This window comes from Streptomyces sp. NPDC001100 (assembly GCF_053598575.1).
Map to the genome: position 1 here is coordinate 203,793 of NZ_JBSFKO010000011.1, position 15,060 is coordinate 218,852.

The 15,060-nt window shown below is 73.0% G+C and carries 14 protein-coding genes; 8 read left to right on the forward strand and 6 right to left on the reverse strand.

Features of this window, described 5'->3' with window-relative positions:
* Window positions 1–145 precede the first annotated feature (145 nt).
* A complete protein-coding gene (locus ACWDEW_RS18460) occupies window positions 146–1,177 on the forward strand; it encodes a LacI family DNA-binding transcriptional regulator (protein ID WP_450514111.1) in 1,032 nt (343 codons plus the stop codon).
* A gap of 219 nt (window positions 1,178–1,396) precedes the next feature.
* Here the strand turns inward: ACWDEW_RS18460 and ACWDEW_RS18465 are convergent, their stop codons facing one another.
* Window positions 1,397–2,926, reverse strand: coding sequence for a nitrilase-related carbon-nitrogen hydrolase (locus tag ACWDEW_RS18465; RefSeq protein WP_450514023.1), 1,530 nt, complete (start codon window positions 2,924–2,926; stop codon window positions 1,397–1,399).
* Window positions 2,927–3,069: 143 nt separating this feature from the next.
* Here ACWDEW_RS18465 and ACWDEW_RS18470 point away from each other — a divergent pair, with 143 nt between their 5' ends.
* The 3 genes from ACWDEW_RS18470 (at window position 3,070) to ACWDEW_RS18480 (ending at window position 6,050) form a co-directional block, all read left to right on the forward strand.
* Window positions 3,070–4,281, forward strand: coding sequence for a sensor histidine kinase (locus ACWDEW_RS18470; RefSeq protein ID WP_450514024.1), 1,212 nt, complete (start codon window positions 3,070–3,072; stop codon window positions 4,279–4,281).
* Window positions 4,278–4,967: a response regulator gene (locus tag ACWDEW_RS18475; RefSeq protein ID WP_450514025.1), complete on the forward strand. Its 690-nt coding sequence runs from the start codon at window positions 4,278–4,280 to the stop codon at window positions 4,965–4,967. The genes ACWDEW_RS18470 and ACWDEW_RS18475 overlap by 4 nt, the downstream gene beginning before the upstream one ends.
* Before the next feature lie 84 nt (window positions 4,968–5,051).
* Entirely contained in the window at window positions 5,052–6,050 is a 999-nt protein-coding gene (locus ACWDEW_RS18480) for an NAD-dependent epimerase/dehydratase family protein (protein WP_450514026.1), read from the forward strand.
* A gap of 27 nt (window positions 6,051–6,077) precedes the next feature.
* On the opposite strand, the gene ACWDEW_RS18485 is transcribed toward ACWDEW_RS18480, so the two are convergent.
* Window positions 6,078–7,190 carry a sensor histidine kinase gene (locus tag ACWDEW_RS18485; RefSeq protein WP_450514027.1) on the reverse strand — a complete coding sequence of 371 codons (1,113 nt, stop codon included), beginning with the start codon at window positions 7,188–7,190 and terminating at the stop codon, window positions 6,078–6,080.
* 2 nt (window positions 7,191–7,192) lie between these two features.
* A complete protein-coding gene (locus ACWDEW_RS18490) occupies window positions 7,193–7,948 on the reverse strand; it encodes a response regulator transcription factor (protein ID WP_450514028.1) in 756 nt (251 codons plus the stop codon).
* A 105-nt stretch (window positions 7,949–8,053) separates the two neighbouring features.
* Between ACWDEW_RS18490 and ACWDEW_RS18495 the strand changes: the two genes are divergently transcribed.
* Genes ACWDEW_RS18495 through ACWDEW_RS18505 form a run of 3 tightly spaced genes read left to right on the forward strand, consistent with a single transcriptional unit; the run spans window position 8,054 to window position 10,241 of the window.
* Complete coding sequence (locus tag ACWDEW_RS18495; RefSeq protein ID WP_450514029.1) at window positions 8,054–8,806, forward strand: glycosyltransferase family 2 protein; 753 nt, start codon at window positions 8,054–8,056, stop codon at window positions 8,804–8,806.
* Window positions 8,803–9,420 (forward strand): TIGR04282 family arsenosugar biosynthesis glycosyltransferase, encoded by a 618-nt coding sequence (locus ACWDEW_RS18500; RefSeq protein ID WP_450514030.1) that lies wholly within the window; start codon window positions 8,803–8,805, stop codon window positions 9,418–9,420. Before ACWDEW_RS18495 ends, ACWDEW_RS18500 begins: the two co-directional genes overlap by 4 nt.
* Entirely contained in the window at window positions 9,417–10,241 is an 825-nt protein-coding gene (locus ACWDEW_RS18505; protein WP_450514031.1) for a class I SAM-dependent methyltransferase, read from the forward strand. The genes ACWDEW_RS18500 and ACWDEW_RS18505 overlap by 4 nt, the downstream gene beginning before the upstream one ends.
* Before the next feature lie 322 nt (window positions 10,242–10,563).
* Here the strand turns inward: ACWDEW_RS18505 and ACWDEW_RS18510 are convergent, their stop codons facing one another.
* Window positions 10,564–11,802 (reverse strand): molybdopterin-dependent oxidoreductase, encoded by a 1,239-nt coding sequence (locus tag ACWDEW_RS18510; RefSeq protein ID WP_450514032.1) that lies wholly within the window; start codon window positions 11,800–11,802, stop codon window positions 10,564–10,566.
* Between the two features lie 113 nt (window positions 11,803–11,915).
* On the opposite strand from ACWDEW_RS18510, the gene ACWDEW_RS18515 reads away from it, so the two are divergent.
* The gene (locus ACWDEW_RS18515) at window positions 11,916–13,328 is read left to right on the forward strand and encodes a hypothetical protein (protein ID WP_450514033.1); all 1,413 of its coding nucleotides are present in this window, start codon (window positions 11,916–11,918) and stop codon (window positions 13,326–13,328) included.
* A gap of 12 nt (window positions 13,329–13,340) precedes the next feature.
* Here ACWDEW_RS18515 and ACWDEW_RS18520 read toward each other — a convergent pair whose 3' ends face one another.
* Both ACWDEW_RS18520 and ACWDEW_RS18525 read right to left on the reverse strand, forming a co-directional pair.
* Window positions 13,341–14,564: a cation:proton antiporter gene (locus ACWDEW_RS18520; RefSeq protein ID WP_450514034.1), complete on the reverse strand. Its 1,224-nt coding sequence runs from the start codon at window positions 14,562–14,564 to the stop codon at window positions 13,341–13,343.
* 5 nt (window positions 14,565–14,569) lie between these two features.
* A complete protein-coding gene (locus ACWDEW_RS18525) occupies window positions 14,570–15,055 on the reverse strand; it encodes a cation:proton antiporter regulatory subunit (protein ID WP_450514035.1) in 486 nt (161 codons plus the stop codon).
* Window positions 15,056–15,060: the final 5 nt, after the last annotated feature.

The following is a 15,060-nucleotide window of genomic DNA, read 5'->3' on the forward strand; positions in this document are numbered from 1 at the left end:
GTGCACACAGCGCGCCCTGAAACATTGCCCCAACATAACCGCACGTCCTTGACCGCTGACAAGTGTCCCTGCTGTTTCCCTGCCATGAATACTGTGAACGCTCACATAGCGGTGCTTCAGGCTCCCGGTCCGGGAGCCGTAGAGTCTGACCATGAGCAATACGGGGGGTCGGCGCAGGCCGCCGACGATCCATGACGTGGCACGCGAGGCGGGCGTCTCGCGGGGCACGGTGTCGCGCGTCCTCAACGGCGGCCACTACGTGAGCCCGGCCGCGCAGGAGGCCGTCAACGCGGCCATCCGCAGGACGGGTTACGTCGTCAACCGGCACGCGCGCTCGCTGATCACCGGGCGCTCGGACTCGGTCGGTTTCCTGCTGACGGAGCCGCAGGAGAAGTTCTTCGAGGACCCGAACTTCAACGTGCTGCTGCGCGGCTGCACCCAGGCGCTGGCCGCGCACGACATCCCGCTGCTGCTGATGCTGGCCGGCACCGAGGACGAGCGCCGGCGCATCACGCGGTACATCACCTCCGGGCACGTCGACGGGGTGCTGCTGGTCTCCAGCCACTCCGGGAACCCGGTGGCGGAGGAGCTGAGCGAGGCGGGCGTGCCGCTGGTCGCGTGCGGCAAGCCGATCGGGCTCGGCTCCAAGATCAGCTATGTGGCCGCCGACGACCGGGACGGCGCCCGGGACATGACCCGGCATCTGCTCTCCCTCGGCCGTCGCCGCGTCGGCATGGTCACCGGGCCGCTGGACACGCCGGGCGGTGTCGAGCGCCTCGCGGGCTACAAGGAAGTGCTCACCGAGGCGGGCGTCGAGGTGGACGAGCGGCTCGTCGTCTCCGGCGACTACAGCCGCCTCAGCGGCGAGAAGGGCGCCGAGCGGTTGCTCGCCCAAGTCCCGGACCTGGACGCGGTGTTCGTCGCCTCCGACCTGATGGCGCGGGGTGTGCTGACCACGCTGGAGCGGGCCGGGCGGCGGGTTCCGGAGGACGTGGCGGTCGGCGGCTTCGACGACTCCCCGGCCGCGCTCGCCTCCAGCCCCGAACTCACCACGATGCGGCAGCCGTTCGACCGGATCAGCGCGGAGATGGTGCGGGTGCTGCTGGCGCAGATCGGGGGCGAGGACACGGCGGCGGTGATCCTGCCGACGGAGCTGGTGAAGCGGGAGTCGACGTAGGGAGGAGGGGGCGGGCTTTCGGCGCGCCCCCTCCTCGTCGCGCCGTCAGGCGGTCGGGTTGACGATCACCTCGGCCGTGTTGTTCGCGGAGTCCTGCTCGGCGCGCCCGCCGTCACGTCCGCACTCGGGGAGGGCTCCGCCGCCACTTGGGGTCTGCGGCTCGCGGTCGCCTCGACCGTCACGGTCGTGGTGAGCTTCTTCTTCGGCGGGGACGGCCCGTCACTCATGACGGGCCACGGCGGTGGCGGTGAGCGCGAGGACACCGGCCAGGCAGAGCCAGGCGAAGGTGTCGCCGATCCGGTCGTAGACCGTGGCGACGCCGCGGACGGGCACGTAGGCCACCATGGTCTGGCGTTCGGTCGTGAAGTAGTCGGTGGAGGCGAGGACATGGCCCTCGTCGTCGTAGGCGGCCGAAACTCCCTCCGCGTCCTGGCGGATCAGTGAGTAGCCGCCCTCGATCGCCCGCAGGCTCGCCTTCTCGGTGTGTGCGGCTCCGTACTCCCGCCAGTCGTGGGAGGGGACGAGCATGATGTCGGCACGGGTCCGCATCATGGCGGGGAAGTCGGCGTCGTAGCAGATGACGTTGGCGATTCGGCCGTACGGGGTGTCGGCGACGGGCACGCGGCCGTCGCCGGGCGTGAACTCCTCGGAACCCGGGATGGGATGGGCCTTCTGGTAGGTCCACAGCACCTTCCCGCGCGGGTCGATGAGGACCGCCTCGTCCTTGTCGTGGGCAGGTCCGCTTCGGCTGTAGACGCGGACACCGATCTCCAGGTAGACGCCGGATCGGCGGGCGCCGTTCTGCGCGGCGGCGAGGGCGGACGGCTCGTGGGACTCCTGTGTCCTGACGGCCTCCTCGGGCCAGATCACGATCTTCGCTCCGGCGGCGGCCTCGCGCCGGGTGGCGGCCAGCAGGTCGTTCTCGACGGCGGTCATGACGGGTTGAACCGTCACGGCGGGCGCGGTGGCGATGTCCGGGACCTTCGAGAACACCCTCCGCTGGGCGTCGGTCACGGTCCGGGCCGGGCTGATTCCGGCGACGCGGACGGTGGGGGCCTCGGAGGGCGCGAGGGCGAGGCGGGCACCACCGGCGAGCAAGACGGTCAGCAGTACGGCCACGTAGACCAGGCCGCCCCGCCAACTTGGCTGCTCCCAGAGCCTGTTGACGGTGCTCGCGAAGTAGGCGATCAGGAATCCGATCCCCCACGGGCCGGTGACGGAGGCGACCTGGAGGAGCGGAAGGTCGCCGTACTGGGTGACCGCCAGCGAGCCGTAGGCCGTACCGAACGGGGACACCACGGTGATCAGGAACTCCGTGGCGGCGACGGCGGCCGGGAAGGCCAGGGCTGCCACCCCGGGGCACAGGCGACCGGTCAGCAGTCTGTCGGCCAAAAACGGCAGTGTCTGCAGGGCTGCCAGCGCGACGGCGCCCGCGACCACCACCGGGCCGAATCCGATCGCCGACTCCTGGACCCAGAAGACGGCGGCCACCGCGTGCGCCGCCCAGATCCACAGGGCTCCGGACCACGCGCGGCCGAGTCGGGTGAAGCGCAGCAGGAGCACCAGGGAGATCCAGGCGGCGGCCGGGACGTCCCAACGGCCGCCCACCGCGAACAGCGCCGTCCCGGTGCCGAGCAGGAGCAGGCCCCATTTCGCGGTGGGCTGCGAACTCCCCCTCTTTTCACGGGACTTGGTCACCGCACCCGTGACGGGAGAAGGGCGGATCTGTGGTGCAGGAAGGTTCGTCATGGGGAAGGACGCTAGGAGGACGGCAGCCTCTGGCGCCTCCGGCCCTGTGGCGATCTCCGGCAGGAGCGCGCAACCATCGATGCGCGCCCGGCGGAGGATCCCGCCGGACTCCGGCTGTCCTAGTCTGACGAGCTGAGATGGTCATGGAGACAAGGGCCCTGCCAAGGGCCGCACAGCGCTGGTTCGCCACCCGGCCGCGACTGACGGATGTCGCGCTCGGCGGCGGTCTGACGTTGTTCGACATGGTCACGGTGCTCGGCCGCGACCCGGCGCCTGGCGGCTGGGCCGTGGCCCTGTGGGGAGCGCAGACCGTCCCACTGCTGTGGCGGCGGACCCGTCCGCGCACCGTCCTGGCCGCGATGACCTTCCTCTATGTCGCCTTCCAGGTGCTCGGCCCGATCCCGGGGAAGATCCCCGGCCCGTTCCTGCTGATGCTCGGGGTGTACGCCCTCGCCCGGTACGAGCCGGTCACGGCCAGCCTCCCGGGAACCCTGCTGTGTCTGACCGCGGCCCTGACCTCCGACGCCCTCAGCGGGAACTGGCAGACACCGCACCTCGGGTCGCTGGAGCCGATCAGCGCCACGACGTTCGTCTTCTTCTTCGCCCTGGCCTGGACCCTGGGACACGGCGGACGCAGGATCGGGGCCGACGCCGACCGGCTGCGCGACCTCAACCGGCGGCTCAGGGCCGAGCAGGAGCTCAACGCCCGGCAGGCGGCGATCGCCGAGCGGGCCCGTATCGCCCGCGACCTGCATGACGTCGTCGCCCACCACGTCAGCGCCATCGCCGTACAGGCACGTGCCGCACAGGACGTCATGGACGACGATCCGCCGCTCGCGGCCCACGGGGTGGAGCTGATCGCCATGACCGCCGACACCGCGCTCGTCGAGATGCGGCGCCTGCTGGGGCTGCTGTCGTTCCGGGAGCGGGAACTCGCGCCCGAACCGTCCCTCGACCACCTCGACACGCTCATCGACGCCGCCAGGTCGGCGGGGTGCCGGGTGACGTACACGCCGGAGATCCGGGCGGGGACGGCACCGTCGGCGGGGATGCGGGTCTCGGCGTACCGGATCGTCCAGGAGGCGCTGACGAACGTGGTCAAGCACGCCGGGCCCGTGGATGTGCTGGTCCGCGTGCGCGGCGACGACAGCGGCCTCGTCATCGAGGTGTGCAACGCCGCGGCAGCGCCATGCCACCGGTCCGTCGGCGGATCGGGGCGGGGGCTGATCGGCATGCGGGAACGCGTGGCGGCCTTCGACGGTGAGCTTGCTGCGGGGCCGCGCGCGGACGGCGGCTGGGTGCTGCGCGCCGTTCTGTCCGCGGCGACGCCACGACCCGCGGAGGCGGCGGGGTGAACGTACGCGTGCTCGTCGTCGACGACCAGGAGATCGTCCGCACCGCACTGCGGCTGGTCATCGACCGCCGCGAGGGTCTGACGGTCGTCGGCGAGGCGGCGGACGGGGAGCAGGCCGTGACCCGGGCGGTCGAACTCCGACCCGACGTCGTGCTGATGGACGTCCGCATGCCCGGCACGAACGGCGTCGAGGCCACCCGGCGCATCGTCGGCGACTGGCCCGGTCCGGGCCCCGCACCCCGGGTCGTCGTCCTCACCACGTTCGACCTGGACGAGTACGTACACGCGGCCCTTCGCGCGGGCGCCGACGGCTTCCTGCTGAAGAACAGCCACCCCGACGACCTCGCCCGCGCCCTCCACGCTGCGGTCGCGGGAGAGCCTGTGCTCGCGCCGAGCGTCACCCGCCGGCTCATCGACACCCTGACCGCGCTGCCGACCGCTCTCCTCCCCGACACACCGGACGCGCCGACGGCAGCCGGGCAACCCGCGCTGACGGAACTGCTCACCGAGCGCGAGCTCCAGGTTCTCGTCCTGGTCGCGCGCGGCCTGTCCAACTCCCGGATCGCCTCGGACCTCGGGCTCAGCGAGGCGAACGTGAAGAGCCGCGTCAACCGCATCCTCACCCGCCTCGGCCTCGACAACCGGGTGCAGGCGGCCCTGATCGCGCAGCGGGCGGGCCTCACCTGAACCACCTGAGCAGGTCTTACGGACCGATGACACCACGGCCTTGACACTGCCGTGCGCCGGGTCTGCGGTCCTAGCGTCTGACCCATGCGAGTACTGGTCACCGGCGGTGCCGGGTTCATCGGGTCCCATGTCGTCGAGGCGCTGACCGCGCGCGGACACGAGGCGGTGGTGTTCGACCTGCGCGACGGGCCGGACGTGCGCGACGGCGAGGCGGTCGCGCATGCGCTGCGGGGCGTGGACGCCGTATGCCATCAGGCGGCGATGGTCGGACTGGGCACGGGATTCGGGGACGCGCCCGACTACGTCTCGCACAACGACCTCGGTACGGCGGTGCTGCTCGCCGCCATGGCCGCCGCGGGGGTGCGCCGGCTGGTGCTCGCCGGGTCGATGGTCGTCTACGGCGAGGGGTCCTACGCCTGCGAGTGGCACGGGCCGGTGCGGCCGGGGCCCCGGGCCGTGGCCGATCTGGACGCGGGGCGTTTCGAGCCCCGGTGTCCGCGCTGCGGCGAGGAGCTGACGCCGGGGCTGGTGGGTGAGGACGCGCCGGTCGACCCCCGCAACGTGTACGCGACGACCAAACTCACCCAGGAACATCTGTCGGCGAACTGGGCCCGCGTCACGGGTGGTTCGGCGATCTCGCTGCGCTACCACAACGTGTACGGCCCGAGGATGCCGCGCGACACCCCGTACGCCGGGGTCGCCTCCTTCTTCCGGTCCGCGCTCGCCCGTGGTGAGGCGCCCCAGGTGTTCGAGGACGGCGGGCAGCGGCGGGACTTCGTGCATGTACGGGACGTGGCGGCGGCGAACGTGGCGGCGCTGGAGGCCGAGCCCCGGGAGGGGGCGCTGACCGCGTACAACACCGGCAGCGGCGACCCGCACACCGTCGGCGAGATGGCGCGGGTGCTGGCCGCCGCGTACGGCGGGCCCGAGCCCGTCGTGACCGGGGAGTACCGGCTCGGCGACGTCCGCCACATCACGGCGGACTCCGCCCGTCTGCGCGCCGGGCTGGGGTGGAAGGCGGAGGTTCCGTTCCCGGAGGGGATGCGGGAGTTCGCGGTGTCGAAGCTGCGCGGGGAGCGGTAGCCGGCCGGCCGGGGGCGTCTTGCGCGGTCACCCCTCGGCCATCGGCAGCGTCACCTCGAAGCGGCAGCCGCCGGACACGTTCCGTACGGCGGCCCGGCCCTGGTGGGCCTCCACGATGCCGCGCACGATCGCCAGGCCCAGGCCCGCCCCCGCCGGGGGTGTCCGCGCGTGGGTGCCGCGCCAGCCGGTGTCGAAGACGCGCGGCAGATCCTCCTCCGGGATACCGCCGCAGCCGTCCGTCACCGACAGGACCACGCCCTCGGCGGACTGCTCGGCGGCGACCGCGACCGTGCCGTCGGCCGGTGTCCGGCGGATCGCGTTGACCAGCAGGTTTCCCAGGACCCGGCTCATCTCGCGGCCGTCCACCTCGACCGGTACCGACACGATCCGGTCGCCGACCAGCCGCACCCCGTGCTCGCGGGCGAGGGGGTCCGCGCCGGCGAGGGCGTCGCCGATCAGGTCGTAGAGCGACATCCGGGACGGGGAGAGCGTGAGGGTCCCGGCGTGTATGCGGGAGAGTTCGAAGAGGTCGCCGACCATGTCGTTGAGGCGTTCGACCTCGGTGCGGATCTGGCGCAGATAGCGGTCGGGGTCGGCGGCGACACCGTCCTCCAGGGCCTCGGACATCGCGCGCAGACCGGCGAGCGGGGTGCGCAGGTCGTGGGAGATCCAGGCGACGAGTTCGCGGCGCGAGGACTCCAACGCACGTTCGCGGTCTCGGGATTCGGCGAGCTTGGCGCTGGTCGCGGCCAACTCCCGGCTCAGCTCGGCCAGTTCGGCCGTCGCCGGGCCCACGGGAGCCGAGAAGTCGCCGCCGTCGCCGAAGTCCCGCGCGGCGCGGGCGAGTTCACGGCTGCGGGCGACGACCCAGCGGCCGAGCAGCAGCGCGGTGGCCAGGGAGACCACGGCCGCCATGGCGACGACGGTGGTGACGACGGACAGGTCGTGCGAGGACAGGAACATCGCCTGCGCCACCGCCAGCGTGCCCGCGAACATCGCCGTCACGGCGACCGCGGCGACCACGGACACGGACGCGGTGAGCGACCGCCGGCGCAGCAGCCGGAGCGCGCCCGCGCCGAGCACCCCGGCCCCGGCGGCGCCCAGAAAGGCGAACAGGGCGATGAGCAGCATGTCGCGCATGATCAGCCCTCCTCGACGGAGCCGGTGCTCGCGGGCTCGAAGCGGTAGCCGACGCCCCACACCGTCTGGATGAGGCGGGGTCTGGCAGGGTCGTCCTCGACCTTGCCGCGCAGCCGCCGTACATGCACGGTGACGGTCGACAGGTCGCCGAAGTCCCAGCCCCACACCTCCCGCATCAGGTCCTCCCGGCTGAAGGCCCGCCCGGGGTGCCGCAGGAAGAACGCGAGGAGGTCGAACTCCCGCAGGGTGAGGGCGAGTTCGGTACCGCTCTTGGTGGCGCGGCGGGCGGCGGGGTCGGCGGTGAGGCCCGCCGAGCGCAGCGGGCGGGTGGCGGCCGGGGGGCCGCTGCGGCGCAGCACGGACTCCACGCGGAGGACGAGTTCGCGTGGGCTGAACGGCTTGGTGACATAGTCGTCGGCGCCGACCTCCAGGCCGAGGATCCGGTCGTCCTCGTCGCCGCGCGCGGTGAGCATGATGACCGGCACGGGTCCGTGGCCGCGCAGCCGTCGGCACACCTCCAGGCCGTCCATGCCCGGCAGCATCAGGTCGAGGACCACCAGGTCCGGCCAGTGCGCGGCGGCCCGGGCGAGCGCGCCCGGCCCGTCCTCGGCGCGGTCCACGACGTATCCGGCGCGGTCGAGGTATCCGGAGACGATCTCGGCGACGGTCGGATCGTCGTCGACCACGAGGACGCGCATCGGGTGCGCGGGCCCGCTCGGGGCGGGTACGGCACCTGGGGATTCGTACGGTTGCTGCATGTGGTCCAGGGTCCCACCGGCCGCGTCCGCCGCTCGACTCCGCTGCCCCGACGTCCGTGTTTCGTAAGGACCCGAAGTCCGGTATGCCCGTTTCGCGCTCGTAGGGTGAGAGCCGTGACGACACCTCCCCCACCAGAACCGGACCCGGCGCCCGTCGACGTGGTCCTCCCCTGTCTCGACGAGGCCGAGGCCCTGCCCTGGGTGCTGGCCCGCATCCCGCGAGGCTGGCGCGCGCTGGTCGTGGACAACGGATCCACTGACGGTTCCGCGGCAATCGCCCACGGTCTCGGCGCCACCGTCGTGCGTGAGGAGCGCCGCGGGTTCGGCGCCGCCTGCCATGCCGGGCTGCTGGCCGCCACGGCGGACATCGTGTGCTTCTGCGACTGCGACGCCTCGCTCGACCCGTCCCTGCTGGTGGACTTCGTCCGCGAGGTACGCGAGGGCGAGGCCGATCTCGTGCTCGGCCGACGCCGGCCGCAGGGGCGCGGCGCCTGGCCCGCGCACGCCCGGGCGGGCAACCTCGCGCTGGCCCGGATGCTGCGCCGCCGCACCGGACTGCGGCTGCACGACCTCGGGCCACTGCGGGCCGCCCGCCGCGCGGATCTGCTCGCGCTCGGCCTCACGGACCGCCGCAGCGGCTATCCGCTCCAGATGGTGGTGCGTGCCGCCGACGCCGGCCTGCGTGTCACCGAGCACGACGTGCCGTATCTGCCGCGCTCCGGCGCCTCCAAGGTCACCGGGACCTGGCGCGGCACCTGGCAGGCGGTACGGGACATGCGCCGGGTGCTGGCCGAACCCCCTGCACCCGCGACCGTGCCGACAGTCGCCCCCTCACCTCAAGGAGCCCCTTCCCGGTGACCACCCTTCTCGTCATCGCCAAGGAACCGCGGCCCGGACGGGTGAAGACCCGGCTGACTCCGCCGTTCACGCCCGAGGAGGCCGCCGCGCTCGCCGAGGCGTCGCTCGTCGACACCCTGCACGTGCTGCTGGCGACGCCCGCGCGGCGGCGGGTGCTGGTGCTGGACGGAGCGCCGGGCCCCTGGCTGCCGCCGGGCTTCGACGTCGTACCGCAGTGCGGCGGAGGGCTCGACGAACGGCTCGCCGCCGCCTTCGCGGGCTGCTCCGGGCCCGCGCTGCTGATCGGCATGGACACGCCGCAGGTGACACCCGCGCTCCTCACCGTCGACTTCGCCGACTGCGACGCGTACTTCGGGCCTGCGGAGGACGGGGGCTTCTGGGCGCTGGGCCTCGCCGACCCGGACCCGGCGCTCCTGCGCGGCGTGCCGATGTCGACGCCCACCACGGGCGCCGTCCAGCGCGCCCGGCTCACCACCGCGGGCCTGCGCGTCCACGACCTCCCGCCCCTGCGCGACGTCGACACGGCGCACGACGCCGAACTGGTCGCCGCCGACGCACCGGAGGGCCGGTTCGCGAAGGAACTGGCGCGGCTGAGGACGGGAGTCGGCAGGTGAGTGCGGCGCGTCCGGTGCCGACCGGCGAGGCCACCAGCCCGGCGACCGCGCGCGTCGACCGCCCGCCCTCGGACTCCCCCGCACGCCCCTGGTCCGCCGACCCGTACACCGACGCCCTGCGCACCGGTCGCGGTCCGCTCTTCCTGCGCCGTAACGACGGCTGGCTGCTGCCCCTGGAGGTGGAGCGCTGGTGCGCGGAGGCCGACGCGGCGGACCGGGAGGTGCTGCGCCGGTGCGAGGGGGCCGTGCTCGACGTGGGATGCGGGCCCGGTCGGCTCGTCGCGGCGCTCGCCGCGCAGGGGCGGCCGGTGCTGGGCATCGACGTCAGTGAGGCCGCCGTCGCGCACACCGTCCGGCTCGGCGGGCAGGCGCTGCGCCGGTCCGTCTTCGAGCCCGTCCCCGGCGAGGGCCGCTGGGACACCGCCCTCCTCATCGACGGCAATGTCGGGATCGGCGGCGACCCGCACGCCCTGCTCCGGCGGATGTCCCAACTCCTCACCCATGGAGGGTTGTTGGTCGTGGAGACCGCTCCGGTCGACGTGGACGAACGGGTGCGGGTGCGGGTCGCCGACGGCCGTGGAGCCTCCGGTACGTCCTTCCCGTGGGCCCGTCTGGGAACTCCGGCCCTGGTGCGCCACGCCGGCTGGGCCGGGTGGCGCACGGAGGGTCAGTGGACGGCCGACGGGCGCTTCTTCCTCGCCCTCCGCAACCGCAGCGACCGAAGGACGAGCAGTACGGCCGAGCCGCCGAACAGCGCCGCCGTGACCAGCAGCCAGCGGGACAGGAACCCGTCGCCGGAGAGCGTGGTCGCGGACCTGTAGCGGTCCGCGACCTGCCCGCTGATCAGCGGGAACCACACCAGCAGCAGGAGGCCGGAGAGCAGGACCGGGACTCGGACGTAGCCCGTCCGCTCCCGGTGTCCTGCGTTGCCCAGCACCCGTGCGAGCGCCCGGTCCGCGCCCGCGTACAACGGCACCAGCACCAGGTCGTGCAGCACGGCCGCGCCCACCAACCACAGCGCCACCCCGAACCAGTCGTCCGCGAGCAGTCGCACCCCCGCGTACCCGGCGAGCGCGAACGAGCAGGCCAGCAAAAGGAGTTGGAGCGGACTGCCGAGGGCCGGCCGCCTGAACGGAATGCGCATCACAGGTCTCCGAAGGTCATACGGGCCACCCATTTGGTGTTGAGCACGCCGGGTGCCGCGGGGACGATGACGCGTGCCGGGTAGCCGTGGTCGGGGGTGAGGTCCGCGCCGTTGACGAACAGGGCGAGCAGCGAGCGCGGGTCGCGGACCTGGTTGTCGCGCAGGGCGGACCGGCGGAACGCCCCGTGCCGTTGCAGGGATTCGACCAGGACGTCGGGTGCCGTGTCCGTCTCGTAGCCGACGAGCGCCGCGAGGTCCCGCAGCCGTACGCCGCGCCACCACTGGTCGGACGTCGACCAGCCCTCCACGCAGGCGATGGGCAGGGCGGCGCTGTGCAGCGGGAGTCGGAGCAGCGCGGCCCGGCCGAGGCGGACCGTGCGGCCGTTGCCCTCGACGACCAGGCGCCATGCGTCCTCGGACGTCTCCCTCGCGTCGATCCCGACCGCGGCGGCCGTCTTGTTGATCTGGAAGGCGCCGGGTCCCGAGCCCGGTTCGGATCCGCCGTGCGGTGCGAGCAGGGCCGTCTCCCGCAGCGGTCCGTCGAAGCCGCGGCCCACTGTCGTACCGAACAGCAGCAGTGATCCGCCGCCGACCACACCGAGGGCACCGCGTCGCGAGACGGTGGGTTCGGCGGGGTTCGGGGAGACCAACTCCCCTTCCTCCGGCGGGTGTTCGCCTCTCATGTGACGCAGGTTGCGCAGGGCCGCGGGGGTCTTCAGGACGGCGTGGGCGAGGAAGGCGGCGAAGAAGACCCAGGCGCCGTAGAAGTGCAGGGGGTAGAAGGAGCCGGGGAAGACGTAGTCGAGCTGGACGTTGAGCACGCCGGTGGTGAACTCGAACAGTCCGCCGCCCACGAGGAGCAGCAGCGAGAGCCGTTCCAGCGCGTGGGCGAGGGAGCGGGCCGGCGGCAGGGCGAAGAGCTTGGGGACGACCGACCACAGCTTCGCCAGCAGGACGGGGATCAGCGCGATGCCGAGGGTGACGTGGGTGCCCTGGGTGAGGCGGTACAGCCAGGACGGGTCGGTCGGCCAGGCGAAGAGATAGAAGCCGAGGAGGCCCTTGTCCGGGGTCTGGTCGTTCACCGGCGACAGGTCCGGGTTGTAGGCGGCGTACGACAGCAGACCCGTCACGAACAGCACGGTGATCCCGACGAGCAGCACGACGCCCAGCACGGAGGTGAACCAGGGGCCGCGCAGCGGGCTGCGCCAGAAGGCGGGCGAGGAGGGGGAGCGTGGCATGTCCCGACCGTAGGCCGGGGACACCCCGCGAACGGGTTCGCAATCCATGACGAAACCCTGACGTCTGCTGCGGCGGCGGCTCCGCCGGGCACACCCCGACCTAGCGTGGCGGTGTGAACCGCGATCTTCTCGTAGACCGTGAGCGCCACCACGGCGCCCGCCCAGCCGACCGTCCTCATGACGCTCCGGAGGACCGCCGGCGCGACCACGTCCGCGACCTGTCGGCCGCCCTGGCCGCCGCGCTGCTCGTCCTGGTGGCGGTGCTGGTCGGCACCGCGATCCAGGACCGCCACCACTCGCTCTTCGTCGCCTGGCCGCCCGTGTTCGCCCGGTGGGAGCCGCACGTCGGCCCCGGCACCCCGGCGGCGCTCGCCGTCGCGGTCGCCGTGGTGGCGTACGGTCCCGTCCTGGCCGCCCGACTGCCCTGGCGCACACTGCTGTCGACCGCGTGGGGCACCGCCATGGCGTGGACGTTCTCGCTGGCCCTGGTCGACGGCTGGCAGCGGGGCATCGCGGGACGACTGACGTCCCCGAACGAGTACCTGACGGTGATCGGCCGCTTCCACGACATCCCCGCCACCCTGCGCGACTTCACCCATCACATCCTCAGTCACTCCCCCGCGCCCTGGCCCGCGCACATCGCCGGACACCCCCCGGCGGCCACCGTCACCTTCGTCCTCCTGGACCGGATCGGACTGGGCGGCGGGGGCTGGGCGGGCGTCTGGTGCATCACCGTCGGGGCGACGGCGGGCGCGGCGGTCCTCGTCGCCGTGCGCGCGCTCGCCGGAGAGCAACTCGCCCGCCGCGCCGCCCCGTTCCTCGTCCTCGCCCCGGCCGCCGTGTGGGTGGGCGCCTCGGCGGACGGCTACTTCGCGGCGGTCGCCGCCTGGTCCGTCGCGTTCCTCGCCCTCGCGGTCACCGGACACCGGCCGCGCTCGGCCGGCCTGGCCGCCGGGCTGTTCTTCGGGCTCACCGCGTATCTGTCGTACGGGCTGACGCTGTTCGCGGTGATCGCGGGCGCCGCGCTGCTGCTCGGGCGGCGGCGGCTTCGTCCGCTCCCGTACGTCGTCGCCGGACTCGCCGTCGTACCGGTGGTGTTCACGCTGCTCGGCTTCAACTGGTGGGAGGCGTACCGCCTGTTGATCACCCGCTACTACGAAGGCGTCGGCGGGATCCGGCCGTACGGCTACTGGGTGTGGGCGAACCTGGCCTGCACCGTGCTGATCGTGGGCCCGGCGACGGTGGCGGGTCTGCGGCGGGCCGGCACCCAACTCCCGGAACTGCGGGGTGGTGTGCGCATTGCCCCGCCCCGACCCCGGCTCGCCCTGCTGGTGTTCGCCGCGCTGCTCGCCCTGCTCGTCGCGGACCTCTCCGGCATGAGCAAGGCGGAGACGGAGCGCATCTGGCTGCCGTTCGCGATGTGGCTGCTGCCCGCCTGCGCGTTCCTCCCCCGGCCCCGCGCCTGGCTCACCGCGCAGGCCGCCCTGGCCCTGCTCCTCAACCACCTGCTCCTGACGGGCTGGTGAGGCGCCGACGGGCTACGCCACCTCGTGGGGCTCCGGAGCCGTGGTGTTCGTGTCGGCCACGGGAGTGGCCTTGTCCCGTCGGCGTCCGGTCAGGCGGGTGGCCAGCGGCTCGGTGTAGCGAGCACTGAGCGGGCCGACGATCACCAGGATCAGCACGTACGCCGTCGCCAGCGGGCCGAGCGAGGGTTCGATGCCGGCGGTGACGGCGAGCCCCGCGATGACGATGGAGAACTCGCCGCGGGCCACCAGCGTGCCGCCCGCCCGCCAGCGGCCCTTGGCGGAGATGCCCGCGCGCCGGGCCGCCCAGTACCCGGTGGCGATCTTCGTGCCCGCGGTGACGATCGCCAGGGCGAGCGCGGGCAGCAGGACGGGCGGGATGCTCGCCGGGTCGGTGTGCAGGCCGAAGAAGACGAAGAACACGGCGGCGAACAGGTCCCGCAGCGGGGAGAGCAGGCTGTGCGCGCCCTCCGCGGCCTCCCCGGACAGGGCGATGCCGACCAGGAACGCGCCGACGGCGGCGGAGACCTGGAGCTGCTGGGCGAGACCGGCGACCAGGAGGGTCAGGCCCAGGACGACCAGCAGCAGTTTCTCGGGGTCGTCGCTGGAGACGAAGCGGGAGATGTGGCGGCCGTAGCGGACCGCGACGAGCAGGACCAGGGCCGCGGCGCCGAGGGCGACGACGAGGGTGAGGCTGCCCGAGGCGAGGCCCGTGCCGGCGAGCAGTGCGGTGACGATCGGGAGGTAGACGGCCATCGAGAGGTCTTCGAGGACGAGGATGCTCAGGATGACGGGGGTCTCGCGGTTGCCGAGGCGGCCCAGGTCGCCGAGGACCTTGGCGATGACGCCGGAGGAGGAGATCCAGGTGACCCCGGCCAGCACCACCGCGGCGACCGGTCCCCAGCCGAGCAGCAGGGCCATGGCGGCGCCGGGCAGTGCGTTCAGGGCGGCGTCGACGAGACCCGCGCTGTACTGGGTCTTGAGGTTGGAGACGAGATCGCTGGCCGTGTACTCCAGGCCGAGCATCAACAGCAGCAGGACGACACCGATCTCGGCACCGATGGCGACGAACTCCTCGCTGGTGCCCAGCGGCAGCAGCCCGCCCTCGCCGAAGGCGAGCCCGGCGAGCAGATAGAGGGGTATCGGGGAGAACTGGAAGCGTGCGGCGAACCGGCCCAGCAGTCCCAGGGCCAGGATGATCGCGCCGAACTCGATCAGGAACCTCGCGGAGGAGTGCATCGCGCTCACTCCCGACCGAGTATCGCGGCGGCCGACCCGACGCCCTCGCGCGTGCCGATCACGATCAGGGTGTCCCCGCCGGCCAGCCGGAAGTCCGGCGTCGGGGAGGGGACGGCCTCGGCCCGGCGCAGCACGGCCACGATCGAGACGCCGGTCTCGGTGCGCATTCTGGTCTCGCCAAGGACCCGCCCGTTCCAGTACGAGAGCGCCGACAGCTGAATGCGCTCGGCGACCAGGCCCAGTTCGGTGGTGGACAGCAGGTTCGGGCTGTGGTGCTCGGGCAGCAGGGCGTCGACCAGCGCGGCCGTCTCCCCCGTGGTGAGCCGTACGGACAGGGCGCAGGCATCCGGATCGTCCGAGCGGTAGGCGTTCAGGGTCCGCTCGCCGTCCCGGTGCGCGACCACCGACAGCACGCGCTGCTCACGGGTCGTCAGGTCGTAGCGGACACCGATCCCCGGCAACGGCGTACTGCTCACGCGTGGAGCGCCCATGACGT

Coding starts and splice junctions, on each gene's coding strand:
- ACWDEW_RS18465 (WP_450514023.1), bottom strand. CDS start 2,926: ATGACGAACCTTCCTGCACCACAGATCCGCCCTTCTCCCGTCACGGGT.
- ACWDEW_RS18470 (WP_450514024.1), top strand. CDS start 3,070: ATGGAGACAAGGGCCCTGCCAAGGGCCGCACAGCGCTGGTTCGCCACC.
- ACWDEW_RS18480 (WP_450514026.1), top strand. CDS start 5,052: ATGCGAGTACTGGTCACCGGCGGTGCCGGGTTCATCGGGTCCCATGTC.
- ACWDEW_RS18485 (WP_450514027.1), bottom strand. CDS start 7,190: ATGCGCGACATGCTGCTCATCGCCCTGTTCGCCTTTCTGGGCGCCGCC.
- ACWDEW_RS18490 (WP_450514028.1), bottom strand. CDS start 7,948: ATGCAGCAACCGTACGAATCCCCAGGTGCCGTACCCGCCCCGAGCGGG.
- ACWDEW_RS18510 (WP_450514032.1), bottom strand. CDS start 11,802: ATGCCACGCTCCCCCTCCTCGCCCGCCTTCTGGCGCAGCCCGCTGCGC.
- ACWDEW_RS18520 (WP_450514034.1), bottom strand. CDS start 14,564: ATGCACTCCTCCGCGAGGTTCCTGATCGAGTTCGGCGCGATCATCCTG.
- ACWDEW_RS18525 (WP_450514035.1), bottom strand. CDS start 15,055: ATGGGCGCTCCACGCGTGAGCAGTACGCCGTTGCCGGGGATCGGTGTC.